The organism is Aquimarina sp. MAR_2010_214, assembly GCF_002846555.1.
GTDB lineage: Bacteria > Bacteroidota > Bacteroidia > Flavobacteriales > Flavobacteriaceae > Aquimarina.
The window spans coordinates 5,843,015-5,866,663 of sequence record NZ_PJMS01000001.1; the positions used below are offsets into that span (position 1 = coordinate 5,843,015).

A 23,649-nucleotide genomic window follows, 5' to 3' on the forward strand; every position below is an offset into this window, starting at 1 on the left:
TAGACACAACATTTATAACCAACATATCATAATTCTGTAAAGAATTACACAAATCATAAAAATATTTTAAGATGGGCGACTTCAATGATCTTTTAAGCAAATTAATGCAAGGGCAGGATGCTAGTGAGTCTACTACCAGTGCGTCAATAAAGGACATGCTTGCACTTATAAAAAGCAAGGATGAGCTACGATTTTATGTAGACGGTACTCCCAATTTTGGACATCAGGCCACTACAGTAAATATCATGAAAAGAATAGTTGATGCAACCGACTATTCTAAAAATATTCTGATGATCTATTCGGGATCAGATACACCTAGTAAACTGGCTATATTACTTACCGGGCTTATTCCAGATAATATCTCAACAGCTAGTATCACTTATGGCAAAGCTACTATTACCTTTTTAGAATATAAAGACACAAAACCAAACCTGGAACAAATCGATTTTGGATTTACTGGCGGAGCTGATAACAGCGAAGTAAATTATGCCGACCTTTTTAATGTCACCTATTTTTTAAGACTACAACCTTATTTATGGGAAAAAGCACCTAACCAAATAGAACGCAAAGGTAAAGACCCTTATGATTTAACAAAAGAATCAGCTTCATTTGCAGAATTAGCCTTTAAATTCCCTACTGACTCCTTAACAACTGTTCCAGAAACCTTATGGACATGGTATGCCAAAAATCAAACTTATAATCCCGATCTAAAAATAAGATCTATAAATGCCGAGTCGATTTATAATGCCCATACTACTAAAAAGGAACTTCGCCTTTGGCCAATATATGGTTTGCATCAGTTTTCTAGTCCGGCAGAAATGACCTTAAATTTGATCCTTTCTGCTTTTACTGCACAAATGAGCAGTAATACACCCATCGCATTTTTTATCCTAAGTGATATTGCCAAAATACAAGAAAAATACCAGGAAATGCCTTTTGATTATGTCTCGGCATTTGCGGATGACCTAAAAAATAAAAACAGCTCTCTGCCAGCTCTCAAAGCAAAAATCAAAGAAGCTTATCTGGATACCGATCTCATGGGAGCTTATGCCCAATTAAGTTTAAATAATTTTATTCTTAAATTGGGGCAACAAGTAAAACCACTAATGGATGGTGGATATACACTAACATTAGTAGAAGGTTACAAAAATGGGAGCTATGTACAAATTGATGATCTAACCAGTACACTTACTAGTGCAGGAAATAAAGAAATAGTGGCTATCACTCTTGGGCCAGTTCCTCAGGAAGTTTATAATTATTACTATGCCAATTCGGGATTACCTGGAGTTTTTGAAGGTCAAGGATCTTCTAGTCTACCTATTAGTTTAGGACGACCTTTCCTACAAATTCCGAAAACAGGAGAAGAAGACAGGGCCAATTATCCTTCTACCTTGTCTGCTGTAAACTATTCCCCTGTTGCAGAAGCTGCAAAAACTGCAGCATTAAATTTCAGAAATCAAACTTTTGATACGTATCTGCAAAAAACAAATCCAGGTAAACCCGAAGAGTACTACAATGCATTAGCTGTTTCGGGAACATTTATGATTAATTCATATACCCAATCTAATGATGTACATACCTATTTTACGAATTTAGGAACCTACTATCAGCAGGACATTCATGATAAATTAATGCTTGGTCTGGTAGGAGTTAAATTAGTCCTGCCCGTTGTTACGCTATTAGCTTCTTCAAAAGCTCGTACCAAAACCAGTTCTGATACTGATCTAATGGTTTTAGAAGAAGAAGCACTTACATTAGAAGGTGTTTATAATAAACTTATCAATAACTATAGTAACGGTGGTGTAAATATCCTAAATGCATTACCCAATACATACTTATCCTCTTTTTTCAAACTCGTAACGGGTAATTTGTTTTTTATTACCGTAGACAAAGAGGATATCACAAAAGAAAAAGACGGAGATACAGTAACGCAGGTTACCTTATCTAAAGGAACAACAACTGCCTTTGGCCCTGATTTTAATATTACATTAAATTTTACCAGTCCCGAAGAGTCGGTTGTAACAGAGATTGAAACGGAAATAAATCAAAGTTGGAATATCGACGGAATCCCTTGGATAGGTTTCGAAAAACCTGGTTTCAGTTTAAAAATTAACGAAGCCGGAAGTGCAGTAGAAGGAGGTTTGAAGGGGAATATTATTGGGTCTGGAAAAGATCCCAATAATGATCCTATAGTACTGGAAACAATGATTAAATACCCTGAAGAAGAGAGCACCTGGCTTATTACTGGCGGTTTTAGCAGTCCTCTTAGTGTATCCAGTTTTTTCCAGATGGCCGGAGGTATTAATCTGGTTCAAGTACTTCAACCTCCTTTGAATGGAATGGCAGGTTTTGGTTTAAAAGACATTCAATTGCATTATAACAATCAAACTCATGCATTTGATTATATGTCCTATGCAATGAGTACAGATACGCCGTGGGAATTGTCTGCAAATCCTCCTTTTCAAATTAATCCCAGCGTAGATGTACAGGTTTATAATGTACAGGACGTAGCAAACAGAAAAATTGAATTTACGGTAACTGGTGATTTTAAAATAGGCGAAGGAACGGTTACTATTTTAGGTAGCTATCCCGATTTTAAAGTCCACGGAGGATTAAGTGATGGTGTAATCCAGCTTAGTGACCTACTGAAATTATTTGGTGCAGGACCATTGGATTTAGAGACTGCCGTGACCTTATTGGACTTTGACCTAAAACCAAATGAAAAATATTATCAGCTAAATACAATTCTTGAGGCTAATAAACCCTTAGTTATAGGACCTCTTTTCACGATTAATAAACTAACAGTTAATATAATTCACAATACAGGTAGTAATGAAGTCAGTATTGGAGGTGAATTTGTAGTATTACCCGAAAGTATGAAAATTGGGCTATCACTACAATCTTCCTATGCCACAGGAAGTGGTTGGACATTTACCGGAACACAGACCTCTGGTGCCTTAGAAATTGGGCAGCTCCTCACTTTTTATATCGAACCAACCTGGAAACCCGAGGATGGATTCGATTATGCTATTGATGGCCTTGGTTTTAAAATCCAGTCAAAAACCAAATATTGGGAGTTTAGTGGTAAAACTGCTAAACCCTGGGAGATTGATTTCCTTAATCTTAAGATAGCCGGTAATGCTATGGTAGCATATGGTAAAAAAGATGAAGAAACAGAAGTAGGATACTACGGTAATATTAATGCTGATGTTACCTGGCTGGGTATTAATTTTCAAGCATTTTATGATTTTGATCCTAGCGTAAAATCTTTTGGAATTATCTGGGAATTCTTAAAAGGTGAAGTAAAAGATATTGGTACTAAAGCAAAACCTCATTATATCGCAGAATTAAGCTTTACCGAATCTACCACTATTGGTAGTATGGTAGAAAAAATGGTGTCCTGGGCAACAGGAACTCAATTTGGACTAGCTGCCCCCTGGAATATTCTCGATAAGATACCACTTAACAACTTAAGTCTAAAGTATGATTTCACATCAAAACAGGTTGGTTTCAGTCTGGGGATAGGCTCAATTACTTTAGGGTTTGCTACTATAGAATCTATTGGAATTACCTACAAATCAAATCAACCTGATCCAAAAGATAATGGGGTAATGGTTACTTTAGATGGTAGTTTTTTATGGCAAGACAACCCTAAGGAGTCTTTAGCCTGGGATGCTGCCAAACCAGAAACCACACCTTCTCCTTCGGGGCAAGGAAATAAGTATCTGGATTTACGTTTACTGGCATTAGGACAGCATGTTGAAATACCTGGCTTCCAGAATGTAGAAAAAGTACAAGATGCTATAGATATTATGGTTGGTCTGCCACCTACTGAACCTGGAGAAATTCCTGGCATCAATTTAGATCCCAACAGTAACTGGTTGGTAGGAATGGATTTTGGAGTACTTAAGCTTGAAGAAGATAAAAAATCTACTTCAGCAGCTGCATTGGCTAATGGATCTGATACCAGTAGCAGTGATTATTTTATCACCATGCAGATTGTTTTTAATGATCCTAATCTATATGCATTACGCCTGGCTCTCGAAGGAGAACCGGCCCGTATTTTTAAAGGTCTGGATTTTCAGATTTTATATAAAAAGATAAGTGATACCATAGGTATGTATAAGGCAGAAATTGCTTTACCTACCGTAATGCGAAAAATACAATTAGGCCAGGTTAATCTTACATTACCAATTTTTGGTATAGAATTATTCACTAATGGTGATTTTCAGGTAGATATAGGATTTCCATGGAAAGAAGATTTTTCTCGATCATTCACTTTTCAAACCTTGATTTGGACACCTGTTGGTATCCCGATCCCTGTAATGGGTTCTGCCGGAGTTTATTTTGGTAAACTTAGTAGTGCTACAACCAATAAAGTACCAGATGCTACTAATGGTACCTTTAATCCTGTTTTGGTATTTGGTTTCGGTATACAGTTTGGATTTGGATATGATTTTGATGCTGGTATTTTGAAAGCAGGATTTAGTCTTACTGCAGTAGCTATTTTGGAAGGGGTTCTGGCTAAGTTTAATCCATATCAATTAACGACGACCTCTTCATCTAATGATGCCCAGGTAGCAGAAGCGTATTATTTCTGGTTTAGAGGTACAGTAGGTGTCATAGGAAAACTATATGGTACTATTGATTTTGCTATCATTAAAGCAGATCTTAATATTGACATCAGGTTATTGGCTCAATTAACGTTTTCTCCTTATGAACCTATTGTAATTCAGTTATCAGCCTCGGTAAGTGTTTCACTAAGTGTGAGTATAAACCTGGGATTATTCAAAATAAAAATGCATTTCAGCTTCTCTGCAAGCATCAGTCAAAGCATTACAATCAAAGCAATAGCAAGCAATCCACCATGGCAAACTGCCGAATCTGGTATCGCTTTAAAAGCATATGCGCAGAATGAATTACAAAATGCGAAACAACTTCGTATCGCTTTACATAACCCGCTTACAGTAGCATTAACTCAGGTTACACCAAACTGGTCTAATCTGGAAAAAGCAGCAACAGTTGTACCGCTAACAGGATATTTGGGACTAGGGCTTACTATGGCCGGTGATAAAGCTACCCAATTAAGCGAGCAACAGGCATGTTATATTTCTATGCTTTTCTTAGAATCGATGACATCACCACAAGAAAATCGTATAGATGGATATCAAAAAGCTTTTAAAGACACTACAGATTCTTCTTTTGAATTACTAAGTAAAGAAATTTTTAGATGGACAATAGCTGCGCTTCAGAATGGGTCTATCACTAGTGAACAAGTAGATACTACTCCTGTCACCAGTTCACAGCTAACACAATTATTAGCTTATTTTAGTGACCCTTCTAATCCAAGTCCAATCCCGACAAAAGCTATAGATTCTTTTATGACAGATCAGTTTAATCTGCTTATCCAGGAACAACCACAACAAGAAACAGATGTCAATGCTGCATTCTTCCCAATGGCATTATCACTAGAATTATCGACACCAGATTATGATACTGATTACAAAGGAGTGACCTATGATTTTAAAAACTATAACACTATTTCTTCTACATATATAAGTGATCTTAGAAAATACTTCGATCAATTAGCCATTCAAATGCAGGAGAAAGATCCTGCTACTTTTGCGGCCTTTGCAGAAGGAGAAGATATTTCTGTAGGTAATTTTGTATTCAGCGACTATTTCTTATTGATTGCCAAACAAATGGTCCAGAATGCTCAGGATTCTTTAAAAGATTTTAAATATTATACCAGTAGTGGGGATAGTCCAGATAGTATAGTAAAATGGATTAATGATAATGGTGATCTTTCTGGCGAAATGGCCTATACTGTTGATGAACTTTTTAATGATAATTCTGGGATAGCATTGAATTCTGGTAAAACTATGCATATCCCCAATAGTACATACACAGTACAACAGGGAGATACCTTTGATAGTGTTGCCAATCAAAGTATTTATGGAAAGAGTTTTGATGGAAATAGCCTGGCAATGCTAAACAAAGAAACTCAAAACATTCTGCAAGAAGGTATCGCTATTAGTTTTACCTATAACAATTATACATACGATTACACTACTTTACCTTCTCAATCTCTAGTCAAAGTTGTTGATGCTATCAATGCTATCGTACCCAAAGGAAACGAAATTGATATTGATATTTTGATTACTGACGGAGATATTGCTTCTATAGCAAATTTATTACTTCCTGTTGCTACATTGCGTATTCCTCTAATTACATATGCTACTATTGAAGGAGATAGCCTGAGAAGTATTGCTTCTAAATTCAATGTTACTCAAAAGGATCTGGCCAAGAAACCAATTGACAAAAACCATAATAATGGTGAGATTCCGGATCTATTTGATTCTGCTACATTGGACATGGCAAATCTGGAACAATTTAAAGTAGGAGAGTTACTTAAAGAAATTCAGGCTACTCAGGGCATACAACATTTGTCAGGTATGACTTCCAGATATTATCTTGCCGGTCTTAAACTTCCGGTAGATGGAGTTACACCAAACTATAAAGGGATGTGGGTAGAAGATAATAAAGGTGTCTTATCATACGGGGATCTTGAATCTGCAGGACTATATGCACTAAATGGTCAGCAGTTTCCTATCCCCACTCTTACAGAAGGTAATAATTTTGAAATTACCTTTAGCAAAAAACCAGAAATTCTAAAATGGTTATCTTTTAATGGTGATGATCCTACAAAAATGGTAATTACTATTAAACCCGATAGTGATGATGCTATCCGTATAAATAAGGTTGCTGAATATGCTACCAAAAACAAACTAAATACTGGTCTTAGTTTCTTAGGTGTTACTGATTTATTTACGAATAGTGAAGCTAGTTATCCATATACATCAGAGATTGTTTGGAATGCTGCTTCTGCTATTAACCTACCATATGGAGGTACTCCTCCTGGTGTGCCGGCATTAAGCTTATGGCCATTACCAGATACGTTACTGCAACTTCCGGATCTAAATACCAGAGCGGTTAACCCAAGAATGGAATTTTTAATAGGCCAATATGATGAGGTCTCTAAAAAGATGATCAATCATGATGCTACATATTACGGACTAGGATCTCTCGTAGAAGTTACAATCAAGAAAGTACCTGTAGTTTCTGATAGTCCATCTACACAGACTACTTATGAAGTAGTTGGAGCAAACAGTAATAATGCTAATATTCTTGAAAAAATAGTTAGCGAAATCGGTGATAACAATTCGCTAATTGCCAGTTTGATCCCTGCTTATGCAGTTAATTCTAATGGAAGTACACCAGACGGTATCCAGACAGATGCACAAAATGCACTTACTATGGGATTAGCCCAGGTAAATCTCTCTACGGAAACAAGACCTGATATGGCTTTTGATCTCATGCTTAAAAGTGCAGTCCGTACCGAAGATGAAAAAATGCGATTGCTCAATACACAAACAGATTTCTTACGTTTACTATGGCAAGCCAGTATCACCAGAAATGGAGGATACTATTTATACTACTTTAATTCAGCTAATAAACAAGGGCTTCCGGATCGTATTTTTGATGATAACGGCGAAGCTACATTATCATTTATTGTAATGTATAGCAAACCCTCTGAAGAAAGCTTTCAAAATACAGTAACTTCATATATGAATGTTTTTGCTAATGGAGAAACTATTAATAAAGATAACTCTGTACTCTTTGCACAATCAAATCCTAATACCATAAAGTTAGCATCTGCTAATACACAAACACTACGTGAACTGGCCTATGCTTACTACGGAAATGTAGCCGATGTAGCCACCGATAATCAAGAGTTGACCCTTAGATCAGCAATTAAATTAAATATCAATGAAGGTATCTATGAAGTTGGAGTTGGTGGTAATACGCTTCAGGAAATCGCTACCCGTTTTGAGACTACTGTTGCTGCTATACAGGAAATCAACAAACAGAAATCAGGTAGCGAATTACCTGATCAGCTAAACTTATTTGATTCTATTTTCTTACCGCAGCTTACGATCACCATAGGTACCAGCCCTGGTGGCACTACCTTCTTTTCATTATCCGATTTTTATGGAGAGAATATTTCCTCTATGGCCAATTACAATCAGGATGTTGTAGGGATATTTGCCGATAGTCAAGAGATTAAAAGTACCGGGGGTCCAAAAATCAGGACAGCTACCGTTGCAGCAGGCACAACTTCTATAGACGCTATACGACCAATACCTGCTCCTGTTCCCGATAATCCAAAAACAGCAGGTTTTGGAGAGCTATTCTTACAAAATGTCTATAGTTCACTAACCTATCAGGTAGTAGCTAATGATTATTTTAACAGTAGTAATATTGGATTACCTTCTGGTCCGACAACAGATGCAGAAGACCCAGAGAGTACTGATAAAATCCAGGTTCCAAAAACACTAACTGCCAATGATAACTGGGACTACCAGGTAAGCATACCTTATACTCGTTTTAGTAAAGAGGTAGTCGCTTCAGAAAATGATCTTCCAGACGGAAACGATAGTCCGTATTTGGGATTAGGTGATATTCTTCAAGTTAATTTTGCATGGCAGGATATTTATGGTAACAGCATTATAAGCGAGTTATCGGATCCTTCGGCAACCAGTAATGAACCATTAAATGAACCACCTGTATTAACAGGATATACAGATGCTATTCTAGGACTTAACCAGTGGCCTTCAGTTAGTTCTTCCTGGATGGTAACCGGCGAAGAAGGGCAAGCCAAACTAGATACGGGATTAAATTTTGACCCTAGTTATTATCAGGGACTGATCACTACAACAGCAAAAAACAATACTACCATTCTGGGTCAATATACTGTAACTGTAGATGAAACCAGTGCTATAGACAAAACTAATTATACTATTGATCAAAATGTCAATATCGAGTCTATTGTTCTTAATGCTGATAAAAAATCAGTTACCATTACGGTAGATAACATTCCCGAAAATGTAGAAATCACAGTTACTATAAGTAATGTTAAAGCAGATTTAACTGATCCTGGTGATAAGAACGTTCTTGTTTTTAACGGTTGGTCTAAATTTAGCGCTGACAATGATAAAGATCTGGCTACTTCTACAGTCATAGAACAGGCAATCAGGGATCTACAAACCTATACTCAGATTTGGTATCAGTTAACCGACCCTAATGGTATCGCTTTTCAAATAGATACTACATTAACTTCTGATGCTTTTGTACTAAGCAAGGATGATGTGAACAGCCTGATTCAGGAATGGATTGCTTCTATCTATCTATTCTTAGCTAATCGCAGTATGGGAGAAATTACTACTGCGACACCAGATAGTGATCACACCATATCCTTCGACATAAATACTGCACAGGTAAATACCGAGCAAATATTCAGATTAGAGTTGCGTTTTACCATCGAGCGTATTGGAGGTTCTATTTCTGGTGATTTTGAAACTACCGGAGGTATTAAATCCGCAAGTACTAGTATTCCACCTTTATCAAAAGCAGAATCAGGAACAACTACAGGTTTAGAAGACTTTGCGATTGGTTTTGAAACTGCATTATCCAAAAAAGATGTGTATCAACTTAAAGTTACTTCTGGTGTGGACCGCGATGAGAATCTAAGTAATGCTGGGGGTACAGAAATATGGGCTACTCGATTAGGTGTTGATTCGGCTACCAGTATTGGATATGAGATCAACGATACCAGTAACCCGGTGATTTTTGCACCAAAACCAATATCTAATAAGTTAGAGACAAAAGATCACATTCCTATCTATTATTTTAATCCTAAGACGGGGATAGATTTCTCTACTCCTTCTACCTATACTGATTTTAAAAATATTGATATGGATCTCTGGGGTAAACAGATCTTTTCGAGTATTGATGATGTATTAACTCCTGAATTCACCGCTGCTATTCAATTAGTCGATAATTTCGGAAGTACAACATTCCTCACCGATATGTTGGCCAATAAAAAACGCCTGGCAGAAATCCTTAAACTATCGATGGTACCTGTTTTTGCAGGGCAGACAGCAGATACGTCTGATATTCAGGAAACCTTCTTACAACAATTATTAGTTAAACTTAGTAATGCGTATACCACTCGTGCCGGAATTCAGTTTGCCGCTACTGTACAGGCAGATACTGTTCCCGAAGATGCAGATACTCCTCAACTTTACGGAAATATAAATCTGAACTTTGCTTTTATGGGGGTAGAATTAGATCAGGAAGAAGCTACTATAGTGTATCTTTTCTTCTCTAATTTTATGAGTAAAGAAGAAGCAGAAAAAATAAGTAATTACACCGTTTCAGATGATATACATGTTTTAAACGCTTCATTACTTAGTGAAAATAATCGCATTGTACGTTTAAAATTAAGTGGAGATGCTGTAATCGATAAAACTATAGTAACTATAGCAGATACATTGTTTGATGAAGTTGGAAACGTTATTACACCTCCACTACATCATACAGTACAGCAAAAAGTTGATGGTGGTAACTTCAGCACATCCTTTAGTCTAAGTTCACCAAAATTGGCGTTAGATGAAAGTAAAGATGCTAAGCTACCCTTCCTACTTTCTTCTCCAGATATCATTAGAGGTACCGAAAATGAAGTATTATCCTATCTAGATCTGGATATTACCTATGCTGGCTTTGCTATCGAGCATCAAATTAGTTCGGTTCCGGGAATCGAAGATTATAAAGCATCATCATGGTTAAGTTTTATTTCAAAAAGCAAAACCAATCCAATAGAAACTTCATTAGGCAATTTTAAAGTTCCTTTGATTTTAAGGTCCTTCCCCACTGCACCAGCAATGGTTAAGCAAGAGGGTTCTTATCCTTATACTACAGATACTAATGCCATAGATGATATCCTGAATTGGAATTACCAGATCACGTATTCTCAATCCTTTCACTATCCTCAGGATCAGGTTAATATTGAGATTCTGTTTAATGTTCAGGAGAATATGGCTAAAGCTCTTGCCGGTTTTGATGATGCATTTGCACAAATGGCTGAATTCATTTCTGTTTTTCCTAACATCAATCAGGTATTTAATGATACATTAATCAAGATCGATGCTACGACTACAGATGCTTCTCAGTTCGAATCAGCAGCAGTGGCCTTATCATCCTATAACCAGATGGTTTCCAAAATGGCAGATGCCGCAGAAACCAGTAATGGCTTTGCTCTTAACACCTTTAATGAGCTATTAAAACAAGGCTATACTGCAGATCCATATGCATTTTACATCAAAGAAAGTTCTACAACAATAGAAACGACTACAGGAGTATTATTAGTTAACATTTTTGGTGCAGTACCAGAAGGAATTGGTATCCCGATTGTGAATATCCCTGATTACAATGCAATTAGCATTGACCCTCAGGATGGAGCTAGTTATAGTTATTATTATACTTCTAAAAATACAGGGGAAATCCTTGAAGCTTCTATTGGGCAATCTATAGCAAATCGTGAGGTACTTATCCCTACAATGAATATCCTAAACAGACAGGATGCTGACACCACTGCAAACCTGAAGCGTAATGTAGAATTAGTACCCGGTAAACCATCTGCAGATGATTTTGTATATACGACAGGTAATATAGGGTTTTCAAATACATTTCATCCAACTATAGATAGTAGTAAACCACTAAATATTGCAACGATAAATAATCCGTCCAGCCCTAATGTTGAAACATTAGAACAACAGCTTACTATTTTATTTGATACGTTATTGGCAGAAAACTCCCAGGATACCATTAGTATTTTAATGAATGCTAATTATAGCTATCAGGCAAACAGCAAGCTAAGTGATATTTTCCTTCCGGTAATTATGCAACCATTACAGTCGATACAAGTACTAGGTAATGGATCGGATAAAGCACTAAAACAAATGATTTCTGATTGGGCAAATAGTATTAAAGAATGGTATAGTACAAATCAAGTAGATAATACCGAAGCATCACTTTGGTTTGACCTCACTATATTTTCTAATCTAACAGCACAACCTAAACCATTAATTCGATTAAGAACATTAACACTATCATTAGATTATATTACAGACATGTAATACATATATAAAAACAGGCGAGCCAACTTATATTCTGAATAGGTTGACATCAAAAACTCCATACGACTAGTTTTCGTATGGAGTTTTTCTTCTTACGGGTATGCATAAGTTATTTTACTTAACGAAATACACTAAAAACACTACAAAAGCTAAAAAGATTAATCCATTCCAAATTGTTCTAACTGCGTGTAAATTTCCCCAATTCAACAAATCTTTTTTTGTTTGATCAGAATTTGGGTCTACATCATCTGCCATTAACCTTCTGTTTGTTGGCATCATATATTTTAATGTATAAGGTCCATTAAGATGCATAAGTGCTGATATTCCGAACCACCACCAATTCTTTGTAATAAATGATAAAACCAAAGCCAGTATACTTACCATGATAGACATTAATAAAACAGCCTTGTGAGTTTTATCAAAAAAAGGTTTAAAGACTTCTATAGCAGCTGGACGAGATATCATTTTCAAAATTGGATGTACAATGATTGATGATGTTAAGGCAACTCCAAATTGAGTTCCCATAATTAAAATGATTAGGGTAATTAATAAATCTGTCATAATATTAGTATTTAGTTTTTGTTATCTAAATGCAAATTCTTCGTCGTAAATATGTTTACTTGAAACATGTTTATGTTTTAACTGTTTAGTCATATTATCCTTTAAAGATTTTGGACCACAAATTAAATAGGCTTTATCTGTATAAGAATCCAAGCTTAAATTTTCTACAGTTAAATAGCCTGATGTCTTAGAACTCCAAATCACAAAGTCAAAATTCGGATTATCGTTTGAAATAGCTTCTAATTCTTCTTTGTATACTGCTTCTTTTTCATCGTTTACACACCAAAACAGTTTTACTTTATTTGGATATAAATCTTTAGATAGTGACAAGAAAGGTGTAATTCCAATACCTCCAGCAATCCATATTTGATCTTGTTCCTTTACATATTTTGAAGAAAAATGACCATAAGGACCTTCTACTAAAGCTTGTGCTCCAATAGATAATTTTTCATTGATATCATTGGTGTAATCTCCTAGGCATTTTATTGTAATTCTTAACTCATTATCGTAAGGATGACTACTAATAGTAAATGGATGTTGTTCTTTCTTACTAATGCTAGGAAATTTGAAAAAGGCAAATTGACCTGCAGAATACTTCAATTTATCTTCGCTGGTTTCCATTGTAATTTCTGTTATTCCATAATCTAAATTTTGAACAGCTTTAATCGTGTACTTTAATTTTTTATTAAAAAGATTAAAGAGAAAAGCTCTGTAAAACCATGCAGTAACACCTATAAATGACATTCCAAAAACATAAACTCTTGTAATTGGCAATTCTTTTATAAGGCTGTTTACCATTAAACCGTGAAGTACGGCAAGAACATAGAAAGCTCCCATTAATTTATGGATGTTTATCCATTTATGATAAGGGATTTTTCTTTTAAAAAACGGGGCAGCCGAAAGTATAACTCCAAGTATAATTAAAATGAAAGCATAAAATCCTAGTGGTTTTCCTGGATTAAATTCTACTAAATCCCTTGGAACTACTATGAAATGTAGTAGTAATAAGACAACAGCTATCACACCAGAGCGTCTATGAATGAGATACATTTTATCTAATCCGCCAAATAATTTTTCTACCCATTTTGCTCGAGTTGCCATTAAAAAATTAAAAGCAAAAACCGTAACTACCCAAGATGAGAACACCTCTCCTAAAATGCGATGTGTGTTTTTCCAAGATTCGTTGGTTAATTCTCCAAAGAATAAGGTATCTGATGACACTTCCATGAATGAGCCCTTATAAAAGTATAAATCTACAGCCCAAAAAATGAAGTGAATGCCAATTATGATAGGAAAATATATTTCCTGTTTGAGCATTTTCATATTTATCTTGTTTAAATATTAGTTTTGCTCATATTTTCCCATCCAAAATACACCAACTTCATGGATTTTGTATGTGGCAATATTATCTTTAAAAAATGGAAGAGATTCACATATAGCTTTTGCATCTGCTTCAGAATTGGCATTAGCATAAAAAACAAAATCAGTTTCATTATTTGCTTTTTGAGTACCTTCAATATCAAAATATACATTTTCTACTTTACCTGATTTCCATAACTCTAACATTTTATCGTTTTGTACTTGAGTCAACTCATCTGTTGGTATGCCAGTTGTTGTCCAAACTGTAACAAAAGATTTAGTCATACCATTTTCATGAATAGTTTTATACTTCCTGTCTAGCCATAAAGTACCAATAGGATATAATTTATATGTTGCAATACCTTTTTTAACAATCGTTAACTTATTCAGAATGACTTCGGCAGATTCATATGATTCAGCTTTTAAAGAAAAAGAAATATTAGGGAAATATGATAGTTTGTCCACTTTTGAATCACTGTTATAATACGTGTTCTCTACAATACCTTTTTTCCAAAGCGATGTTAATTCATTGGATATTGTCTGTACATTATCTGAAACTAATTGTTCATCTGTTGTTGTCCAATTCCATACTACAGCATAGTTGTTTTTTCCAATTTCTGAAGCTTGTATAGATGTTGATTCTACTGTTTCAGATTTGGTTTCTGTCTTTGCTTCTTTTTTGGTGTCATTACAACCGAAAACAAGAAGACTTAGTGCTAAATAAAAGATTGCGTGTCTCATAAGAAATAAATTTTAGTTTTTTATGTCATATGTAACATCCTATAACTATATGTCCATTCTTTTAAAGACAATACTTATAGGATGTTACATATGCAATAATTTTTTTACAAATCTATTTCTTCGATATTCTTTTTAATTGTATAAAACGGTCGTTTTGTTGTTTGTGAAGTGATTTAGGTGTTTCTCCTGTATGTTTTTTAATTTCACGGATGAAGTGAGGTTGGTCAAAAAAACCTTTTTCAGGATAAAATTTACCATTACCAATCTGAATATAGGATTGATAACATTTTTGAATATTTAAGTACTTTTTTAAAGAAACACCTACATATTTATTTAAGTAGCGATTAATCTGTCTATTAGTCCAATATATTTGATCAGACACTTCTATTGCAGAAATATTTCCATTCATTTTATCAAGTAGCTGTGATAACCTAAGTTTATTTCCCTGTATTGTTTTTTGTGGTTTAACCGATAGAAGTTCCTTTTGCCATTGTTCAACGATCACTTTGAAACTTGATAAATCAAATTTGTCAACATTTAAATAATGTAAATCTAGTTGGTGCATTTTTTGTAAAATAGATGCGACTTCTCTATTTAGAAGAAATTCTGGTGCTAAAACTTTTAATCTAACACCTATAGATAACGCATTTGGTGCGAATGAAAATTCTTTTTCATCTAGCCATAAACCAGTCATAAAATAAGAGATGATTTTTTGATTTTTAATCAGCATCACTATCTTAAAATAACTATCAGGAACAATGGTAGTTTTCTCTACGGTATCTGAATTGTTTTGGTGCATCCAAAAAGAATGAACGAAGTCTTTTAATTCCGTTATTGGTTCAATTTCTTGGTATGTACTTTGTTCGTTCATAATTGTACACAACGCCAAATATATGAATCGGAGCAAAGCAAGTATGTCTGAACCAATCGATTTATCTGCGCATTTTTATTTCTTATTCAATTTATAAAAATCTAGCACCACCACAAAAAGGAAATGACCTTTTGATTTGACACTAAACTTTGCTTTGATTTTATATATATAATGTTGTAACACGTTTTTATTTCCGTTGTGATAGATTAATGTCATCGATAATTTCCAGACATTTAAATCTTAATTTGTTATTTCCCCAATGAAAAGAATTGATTATTTTTTCGTTCGTTATGTCAAATTCTATTTTCTCTTCGTTGTAACTTTCATCATCTTCCGCTCCAATTATTGGTGTTATTTCAATTATCGCATCAGGATTTTCGACAGAATCTGAGTGAGTCAAAAACCTTTCAGATAGATGGATTTCTTTAATAAATGGTCTCCAACCTTTGTCATAATTCAAACTTCCTTTTATGCGATACTTCACTAGGGATTTACTATTGAACAAGTTTAGTTTACTTTCAATTATTTGTACTTCGAAAGTATCAACAGTAAGCGCTTCTTGTTTAGACCACCATCCGATTGAGTGAGTTTCCTGTATTTGAACTGTTGGATTTCTTGGTTCAGTTGATAAACTTAAAAATATCAACCTCGGTAAAAGAAAATAATAGGCTAAAGCAAGAATAACTAAAATCGCTCCGCTCCATATTATAATTTTTTTCTTTTTTGTCATTTCAATTAATGCGCTATAACGGTTCGGCTATGATTAGCCATGATTTACTTTCTTATTTATTTTTATTAAGAAATTGTAATGCATTTTCATATTTATAATTTAAGGTTTTTTCTTGACTGGTAAGTTCATTAAACAAGACGTTAATCACTGTTACATTTTCATGTAACAAATTCTTTCTTTGGATTTCGCGCGAACTAAGAAAATCAATTATTCTTCGAATAGTTATATTAATAGCCTGTTGTTGTTCATAAACTTCGTACAAAACCCTTGATTTATCTAATGAAATCCTATTTGAGATTTTGTCAGTTTTAGCAACTGTCCAAACTATATCGTTTAATGTTCCCTGCATTATACCATTAGAGGCAAACTCCCCAAAAGCAAATCCATCATCTGTAAATAAATTTGATTCCAGAGAATCATTTTTAATTATGTGCTTTATTTTTTCACTTACTTGATTATGATAAGGAATTAGAGTTTTTAAAAATTTCTGATTTTCTGCTACCTCTTTGTTTATATTTTCAAGAATTTTTTCTGTCTTAACTTTTTCATTATAATTATTTCTCCACTCGCTAATGATTAGGGCTAACAGAACACTAAAAACAATCAGCCCTGATTCCATCAGTAACTTTAGTATTCTTGATTCTTTTTTTTCTCGATTCATTTTTTAAGTGGATTTCTAAGTAGTAAATAACTTTTTAGTAATTTATGTTTTTGAGCCATTTTTACTAACGTCTCTTATATGGTACTATGCGCTATACAAATTGTTATAGACTTTTATTTTTCTAATAGTTTTATAATCTCCTCATTTTTCATTGCAATGGCTAATGATAGAGGTGTATGGTTTTCGGCTTCCACATTTTTATCAGCCCCATTTTCCAATAAAATACGAACCATTTCTTTCCGTCCCATTTCTGATGCTCTGTGCAAGGCTGTAAATCCTCTATTATCTTTAGCATTTAAGTCAGCTTGATTTTTAATCAAAATATTGAGGTGCTCGATTTTATCTGATTGAACAGCATTCATTATTGGTGTTGCTCCTTCAGTCGACTTAGTATTTGGATTAGCTCCTTTATCAAGTAATAAACTTAAGACATTAGAATCAGCAGTCATTGCCCATTGCAAGGTTGAAAGACCATCTCCAGCTAAACAATTAATATTAGTGTTTCGATCTAATTGCTCATTGATTTTATCCAATTCACCTCTTGCAATTGCAATATGTAATAAAGAATGCGTTCTTAGTTTTAGATTCGTTTTGTAGTTAAAGTCTTCACCAAAATACCCTAAGTGAGCCATATTGCCATAAGTTGAAAAAGCCCACATTCCAGCCTGATCAGTATTGCCCGATAATTCTTTAGGAATAGGAGCAGGTATTGTTTCATTTAAAGAATGACTAAATAATAAGAACATCAAAATAGATTCTGTCATTTCAGATGATTCATCATTTGTAAATTCTCCCGTTATTTCCGTTATCTTTAATTGATTATTCTCTTGAACAGTTTTGGCAACCACAAAAGCTTCTCTTAACCAGCTTCTTATGAATATCAGGCGATCATTCATAAAGTAGATTGCCCATTTATTTTCCATTGTTGATGGATTAAACAAAACTCCTTCTTCAAGTTTTCCGTCTATTGGAATAGTTAAATTACTAGAGGTTATTCTTTCAGATTTTGGTAAATACTCTTTAAAAGTTGTTCCATCTTCTTGACTGTAAGAAATAGCATTAGTAGCCATTTTAGGGTCTTTTGAAGTTGAAAGCATAGTTTGAGAAATTGGTCTTAAATCCAAAATTTTCAAACCCCAAGGATTTTGCTCTGCATTAATCCATTTTAAATCGTACTCATTAGTCTTCTTTTCTTCTTGCTTTGGATTTCTTTTTTGGTTCCCTCCGAATAGCTTTTTAAAAATCCCCATAATTTTTCTTTGATTGTCTACAATGTTATAAGTATGTGTCGTAGCAGAGCAAAATGTTACCAAGCTTTCGACAAATCTGTGCTGATTTTATAATTTTTTCTCCCCAAAATCTTTGCACTATGGTAAATATACAAGAACCATTGGATTAAAACTTTAACTACTTGCTATGATCGCATACCGTGTTGTGCGTTCGTTTTTTTTCACTTTGGTCAATTCATAAACCCGATTTATAGGCTTGTTTAACCATTCTTTTTACAATAAGGTGATGAAAAGGTTTTACAATAAACATATAAATTTTTCCAAAACGATTGTTATATTCAACTAAAGTAGTGACTTTAATATTGAATAGATTTTCGTTAGAATTATATACACTCACTCTAAAATTCAAATGCTTATCATCTGCCCCAAGCATTATTTCATTTTGCTGGATGCTGAAAATCTGAAAAAAACCAACATAACTACCAACCTTAAAGTCTGGATGAAAATCTTCAGGTTTTTCTGTTTTTAACCCAAATACTTTAACAATATTATTTCTAAGCTTCATCAAAACTTCAACCCATTTTGGCATTGTTCCAAAAACCAATTTTGATACTGTCTTTAAACTGTCAAGATGATTCGTAGTTGAAAAAGTATCAGTAAAGTTTACCTGTGGAAGTGCATATTTAATTCCTTCGGTTTTTGGTATTGCTTCCATTTTTACCTTCATAGTTTTTAATTAATCCATTTTAGTTTTGAGTGAGTTTTACTAACTAATGTGTTTGTATAAGATTAGTTGCGTGGTTTAAGCACTAAATTTAGCAAATACAAACCGAATAGAAAACCCAAGAGGGTTTTCGTAAGTGGACACGCAACAAGCAATTAATCAAGGGTATTACCACACGTTTTTCATGCTAATTCTTCCGAAATAATGTCAAATTTAATCCCATTTTCATCAATAGCCCAAACTTGTAAAGTATCAAATCCATTTCGTTTTACTTCTTCAAAATCAATTTTCTTTCCACTTATCAATTCTATCTTTCCGTTTGAATCAACTTCATCTCTAAATTCATCTTCATAATCTATTCCATTGTATGTCGATATTATTAATTCAAATTTATCATTTCCATTTTCAGAACAATAAATTTTGTTCGCTATTCTATTTTCTATTTGGTCTTCCGAATATTTATCGCAGAACATTGCATTATATCCGTGAATACAACCGTCAAATAGTAAAAATTCGTTCTCATTTGTAATGTCAACCGCGTAAATTTTTGAAGGTGCAAATTCCGTTTGAACAATAAGGTTTTTATATTTAGAATGAAGTTCTCCATAATATTTTATTTTGAAAATTTTCCCACCTGATTTTGTTTTTAATTTCCTTCTCCATTCGTGTGAATGAAGTTTTTTGGGATTGACAATATGTTCAACATTATTTTCAAGAAAAGTTGGACTTAAAATTCCATTTTCTGTTGTGGAATTAGAATTTTCATTCTTTTTCTTAAAGATATCAAATATTCCCATATTCAGGTTTTACGTAGTTTTTCGTCAATGTGTGATACCATTAATATGAATCGAAGCAACAAGGCAAGTACCCCTAAACTAATCGATTTATCCACGTATTTTTATTTCTTGTTCAATTTCTAAAAATCTAGCGCCATTGCAAAAAGGAAATAACCTTTTAATTCAGTATTAATTTGCTCTGATTTCATATATCTTATTGTGCGTTGGCTTCTCTGTTTATAATTTCCAACGTTTCATTTACAAAGTCTGTCTTTCCAAGAACATATGAACCTCTGTCATTTTTAAATTTAGATTCTAATTCCAGTTTTAAATCTTCGTATTGTTTAGCTCTTTTATTATTTACGATTAGATAATCTCGAAAGTCAATTTGTTTCCACATTATATTATCTTTTGGGCACATGTGTATATGGAAAATCTGCTCTTTTTTTCCGTCAAGATTATATCCTTTTCCGAAAGATGAGTAATCTTCAATATTTTCCCTTGCTGGCACTTTAAAATGGGAATAACCTAATTCTGTGAATTTTGCGATTAGATTTTCGTTAAAAAGCATTTCTTTTGGTATTTCAATCATCAAATCTATATATGGTTTTGATTTGATGCTCGGAATTGATGAACTTCCAAAGTGTTCTATTCTCAAAATTGTGTCACTTCCAACTTTGTCAATTATTCGTTCTTTTTCCTTTTTGTAAATACTTTTCCATTCAGGATTATGTTCAACCAATTCAATTGGGAAAAGCGTGTTCCAATCCTCTTTGGTTAAATCATATAAGGTCTTTTTCATTGTATCTTATTTTTTCAACTCCCGCGCAATGTTATAAGTATGTGTCATATCAGAACAAAATGTTACCTTGCCGTCGACATATCTGCGCTGATTTTATAGCTTTCTCATCATAAAATCTTTGCGTCATGGCAAATATATAATAACCTTTTGGGTTATCACTTAACTGCTATTACATCATACTTGATGTTGTTCGTAGGTTTTATTTTTTCTCCGATCATAATATCCCTTAAAAATTAGAAACAGACCAAATAAGGTCAATATAATTCCACTTCCGATTTCATTACTTAGTTCTCCTTCAGTTTCCCAAGTAAAAACAAAATCAGTTCCACTGTCATTGGACTTCATCTGTAGAACTTGTTCGTTTTTAATTTCTTTGCACCATTTTTCATTCACATTTCTTGAGTGAGTTTTACCTTTATAATTGAAGAAAACAACTAATATATCTCGTTTATGTCTTTTCTTGCAATGGTCGGGAGCCTTTTCGATTAGAACATCAACTAATTTTCCGGTTTTAAGTATTTCTTTCCCTTCATAATCCGGAATTGTAATCATTATTGAAATGAAAGTCATTATTAGTCCAGCAATAGTAAAAGCAGGGATAGGAAATAGTCTGTTCAATTTTTAGGTTTTATAATGCACAGTCTGACGTCTATTGTATGATACGTTTGCATCCCGAAGGGTGCACATGCAATATACAAATTGTTATCTCTTTTTTTTATTTGTTTAATATCCACAATAAAGCTAAAATTATCAAACAAATAGGTAAAACAATTTTCATCATCCAATTCCGATAATCGTCTTCATCTTTCCAAAATTTTTTTTCAGACTCTCGATATTCATTCTTCATTTTGGCTTTAAGATTACTATCCAATCTTTTTTTTATTTCAAGAATCAGCTTTTCAGGTTCTTTTATTGCGAAAGTTGTAAAATGATAATTTTTACCATTTGAAAATAGTCTTACCTCTTTTCCTGTTCTAAAAGAATAATCACTACCACTACTTTTAGTTGTTATAAATCTCATACCAGCATCCGAAATTGATTTCCATTCAATGTTTTTTTTTCGTCCGATCAATGGATAATTTAGAACTAAATATTCCTTAGTAATAAATACTGAACATAGCATTAAAGTATTTGATGCAATTAAACCTCCAAGAAAAATAAATCCTAATGGGAAAATGATAAACCAATTAATTCCTGATTCTTGAGTATTTAGTAAAAATTTGATTCCAACTCCTATCAAAAAAAGACTTCCCAATATCATAACAACCAAATTAAAGGTTGATAACTGACTTTTATGAATAACACTTGAGTTTTGATCAGGCATTGGTTATTTTAGATTTTGTTATTCAATTTGGTAATTACAGATGACATTTCGAACTTGTACTAAGCCAAATATAAATATTTTGCTTTTATCATTTTTTATAAACGTCAAATTTCATATTTGACGACTTTGCAAATAATACCGATCTTTCGAATAGCCCCAAAATGCCTATGTTTTTTTATATAATGTTGTAATACGTTTTTATAATATGAAACACAAACTTAGTTTTACATCTTAAGAAATAGATTTAGATTAGTAGTGAAATTTTACAATACAGCTACTTGGAAGTAATTTTTTGATTTTCAGTTTGTTCTTGTCGTCTATTGGGTTATCGTATAATAGGATCTTAGATAGATTTTCTAAATTTTGAATGGATTCAGGAAGCTCTTTTATTTTGTTGTCGTTCAAATATATAGTACTTAATTTACTAAGTTTTCCGATTGATTCAGGTATTTTCGATATTTGATTTTTACCAATAAATAAGTTCCATAAATTACTGAATTCACCTATAAATTCAGGTATACTTTTTAATTGAACATTAGTAAGATAAAGATCTTCTAATCTTATAAGATTTTTTGTGTCGTACGGAAGCTCAGGAATCTTATTATAATTAAGGTCAAGTGATCTTAATTCATAAAGCTTGGTAATCGCATTAGGAAATTCAGTTAAATAATTACTGTTTAAATTCAAAGATTTTAAATGTATTAGTCCATCTAATTTGTTAGGGATACTTCTAAAGTGGTTAAAGGATAAATTAAGCTTTTCAAGATTACTAAGGTTGTTTATTTCTTTAGGAAGAGTAGTAATTTCATTCCGACTTAAATTTAGATCAATTAAGTTCTTCAAGGTTCCGATTGACTTCGGTACATTAGATAAGTTTTGTTTGCTAAGATCTAATTTATAAACTAAATCTTTATTCTTAAGAGCCATATTTAAAGATTTGTAAACCTTATCTTTTTGTGAAAAAATTAAGTTTTGCGATATTATAAGAATGAATAACAAGTATTTTTTCATAAGTAGGCAATAATTTAATTAAAATGTTTGTGTATAAATGTATTACAACGCCTGCTACATAATTATATAGCTTGTTCTAAGCCATTTTACTATTGTTTATTCTTTCGTAAGTCTTTATACATACATTCTTTAGTTCTGTAACACTCAATAACATCACTATTTATGTTTTTATATAGAATATCTAATAATTCTTCTCTTAGTACTAAAGGATTTAACTTTTCTGGTATATCTATAAAATTGGCTTCTTTATCGTTTTTCATTGCAAATATTAAAACACGATTTTGAGTATAGCCACGTGAGGTTTTTCCTTGAGCATTTTCTAAAAAGGGTTTAATTGAGATTGTATCTATGGTATGCCTTAGAACATGAACATAAAACTTTAGATTATCTTTATATTCGTAGCTAGTCGTCTTAACCGAAAACTTTCTGTTGTTTAATTGAAAAAGTGAATCTAAAGTTCTTGCTTTGTTGGACATCCAATCTTTGTGTTTTTCTTTAGTATGTTTAATATGTCCTATTGTATTTAAAACTTCTTTGAGATCAACTTTACTAACTAAGGAATTCTTAATTATGTTTTTTTGTTTGTTTAATATAGTAGTATCTTGAATTGCTTTTTCTACTATTATATTATTTCCTATTTCGTTTTTTGGTTTTTTACAACTACAACCAAACAAAATGATTATTAAAAAAAGAATGCTTTTCTCCATTGTTATTTCTTTTTATTACGTAATTGGTCGTCCTGTCTCATCACTACGTTGTATTACACTTTGTTCAGATTGTAGTACGTTATACACTTCTCCGTCTACATATAATTTGGCAATG

The 23,649-nt window shown here is 33.2% G+C and carries 15 protein-coding genes; 1 reads left to right on the forward strand and 14 read right to left on the reverse strand.

Going from position 1 to position 23,649, the window contains the following annotated elements:
• The first annotated feature begins 71 nt into the window (after positions 1-71).
• Positions 72-12,038 carry a LysM peptidoglycan-binding domain-containing protein gene (locus tag ATE84_RS25190; RefSeq protein WP_101450529.1) on the forward strand — a complete coding sequence of 3,989 codons (11,967 nt, stop codon included), beginning with the start codon at positions 72-74 and terminating at the stop codon, positions 12,036-12,038.
• 114 nt (positions 12,039-12,152) lie between these two features.
• Here the strand turns inward: ATE84_RS25190 and ATE84_RS25195 are convergent, their stop codons facing one another.
• The 14 genes from ATE84_RS25195 to ATE84_RS25260 all read right to left on the reverse strand — a co-directional run bounded on the left by ATE84_RS25195 (position 12,153) and on the right by ATE84_RS25260 (position 23,534).
• On the reverse strand, positions 12,153-12,599 hold the full coding sequence (locus ATE84_RS25195; protein ID WP_101450530.1) for a DUF1772 domain-containing protein: 447 nt from the start codon (positions 12,597-12,599) through the stop codon (positions 12,153-12,155).
• A 21-nt stretch (positions 12,600-12,620) separates the two neighbouring features.
• Positions 12,621-13,922 (reverse strand): ferric reductase-like transmembrane domain-containing protein, encoded by a 1,302-nt coding sequence (locus ATE84_RS25200; RefSeq protein ID WP_101450531.1) that lies wholly within the window; start codon positions 13,920-13,922, stop codon positions 12,621-12,623.
• An 18-nt stretch (positions 13,923-13,940) separates the two neighbouring features.
• Complete coding sequence (locus tag ATE84_RS25205) at positions 13,941-14,699, reverse strand: hypothetical protein (RefSeq protein WP_101450532.1); 759 nt, start codon at positions 14,697-14,699, stop codon at positions 13,941-13,943.
• Positions 14,700-14,811: 112 nt separating this feature from the next.
• Positions 14,812-15,570, reverse strand: coding sequence for an AraC family transcriptional regulator (locus ATE84_RS25210; protein WP_101450533.1), 759 nt, complete (start codon positions 15,568-15,570; stop codon positions 14,812-14,814).
• A 187-nt stretch (positions 15,571-15,757) separates the two neighbouring features.
• A complete protein-coding gene (locus tag ATE84_RS25215; RefSeq protein ID WP_101450540.1) occupies positions 15,758-16,300 on the reverse strand; it encodes a hypothetical protein in 543 nt (180 codons plus the stop codon).
• A 52-nt stretch (positions 16,301-16,352) separates the two neighbouring features.
• Positions 16,353-16,961, reverse strand: coding sequence for a hypothetical protein (locus ATE84_RS25220; RefSeq protein WP_101450543.1), 609 nt, complete (start codon positions 16,959-16,961; stop codon positions 16,353-16,355).
• Positions 16,962-17,074: 113 nt separating this feature from the next.
• Complete coding sequence (locus ATE84_RS25225) at positions 17,075-18,274, reverse strand: ankyrin repeat domain-containing protein (protein ID WP_143273707.1); 1,200 nt, start codon at positions 18,272-18,274, stop codon at positions 17,075-17,077.
• A 151-nt stretch (positions 18,275-18,425) separates the two neighbouring features.
• On the reverse strand, positions 18,426-18,917 hold the full coding sequence (locus ATE84_RS25230) for a DUF2867 domain-containing protein (RefSeq protein ID WP_101450546.1): 492 nt from the start codon (positions 18,915-18,917) through the stop codon (positions 18,426-18,428).
• Positions 18,918-19,096: 179 nt separating this feature from the next.
• Positions 19,097-19,711 (reverse strand): hypothetical protein, encoded by a 615-nt coding sequence (locus ATE84_RS25235; RefSeq protein WP_101450548.1) that lies wholly within the window; start codon positions 19,709-19,711, stop codon positions 19,097-19,099.
• A 193-nt stretch (positions 19,712-19,904) separates the two neighbouring features.
• Positions 19,905-20,492 carry a GrpB family protein gene (locus ATE84_RS25240; RefSeq protein ID WP_101450550.1) on the reverse strand — a complete coding sequence of 196 codons (588 nt, stop codon included), beginning with the start codon at positions 20,490-20,492 and terminating at the stop codon, positions 19,905-19,907.
• Between the two features lie 174 nt (positions 20,493-20,666).
• Positions 20,667-21,110, reverse strand: a complete 444-nt coding sequence (locus ATE84_RS25245; RefSeq protein WP_101450552.1) for a hypothetical protein — start codon at positions 21,108-21,110, stop codon at positions 20,667-20,669.
• A 97-nt stretch (positions 21,111-21,207) separates the two neighbouring features.
• Complete coding sequence (locus ATE84_RS25250) at positions 21,208-21,816, reverse strand: hypothetical protein (RefSeq protein WP_101450554.1); 609 nt, start codon at positions 21,814-21,816, stop codon at positions 21,208-21,210.
• A gap of 249 nt (positions 21,817-22,065) precedes the next feature.
• Entirely contained in the window at positions 22,066-22,827 is a 762-nt protein-coding gene (locus ATE84_RS25255) for a leucine-rich repeat domain-containing protein (protein ID WP_101450556.1), read from the reverse strand.
• Positions 22,828-22,916: 89 nt separating this feature from the next.
• Positions 22,917-23,534: a hypothetical protein gene (locus tag ATE84_RS25260; RefSeq protein ID WP_101450558.1), complete on the reverse strand. Its 618-nt coding sequence runs from the start codon at positions 23,532-23,534 to the stop codon at positions 22,917-22,919.
• Positions 23,535-23,649: the final 115 nt, after the last annotated feature.

Excerpts from the sequence above, each read along its gene's own strand:
- ATE84_RS25190 (WP_101450529.1), top strand. The coding sequence starts at position 72 with ATGGGCGACTTCAATGATCTTTTAAGCAAATTAATGCAAGGGCAGGAT.
- ATE84_RS25195 (WP_101450530.1), bottom strand. The coding sequence starts at position 12,599 with ATGACAGATTTATTAATTACCCTAATCATTTTAATTATGGGAACTCAA.
- ATE84_RS25200 (WP_101450531.1), bottom strand. The coding sequence starts at position 13,922 with ATGAAAATGCTCAAACAGGAAATATATTTTCCTATCATAATTGGCATT.
- ATE84_RS25205 (WP_101450532.1), bottom strand. The coding sequence starts at position 14,699 with ATGAGACACGCAATCTTTTATTTAGCACTAAGTCTTCTTGTTTTCGGT.
- ATE84_RS25210 (WP_101450533.1), bottom strand. The coding sequence starts at position 15,570 with ATGAACGAACAAAGTACATACCAAGAAATTGAACCAATAACGGAATTA.
- ATE84_RS25215 (WP_101450540.1), bottom strand. The coding sequence starts at position 16,300 with ATGACAAAAAAGAAAAAAATTATAATATGGAGCGGAGCGATTTTAGTT.
- ATE84_RS25220 (WP_101450543.1), bottom strand. The coding sequence starts at position 16,961 with ATGAATCGAGAAAAAAAAGAATCAAGAATACTAAAGTTACTGATGGAA.
- ATE84_RS25230 (WP_101450546.1), bottom strand. The coding sequence starts at position 18,917 with ATGAAGGTAAAAATGGAAGCAATACCAAAAACCGAAGGAATTAAATAT.
- ATE84_RS25235 (WP_101450548.1), bottom strand. The coding sequence starts at position 19,711 with ATGGGAATATTTGATATCTTTAAGAAAAAGAATGAAAATTCTAATTCC.
- ATE84_RS25240 (WP_101450550.1), bottom strand. The coding sequence starts at position 20,492 with ATGAAAAAGACCTTATATGATTTAACCAAAGAGGATTGGAACACGCTT.
- ATE84_RS25250 (WP_101450554.1), bottom strand. The coding sequence starts at position 21,816 with ATGCCTGATCAAAACTCAAGTGTTATTCATAAAAGTCAGTTATCAACC.
- ATE84_RS25255 (WP_101450556.1), bottom strand. The coding sequence starts at position 22,827 with ATGAAAAAATACTTGTTATTCATTCTTATAATATCGCAAAACTTAATT.
- ATE84_RS25260 (WP_101450558.1), bottom strand. The coding sequence starts at position 23,534 with ATGGAGAAAAGCATTCTTTTTTTAATAATCATTTTGTTTGGTTGTAGT.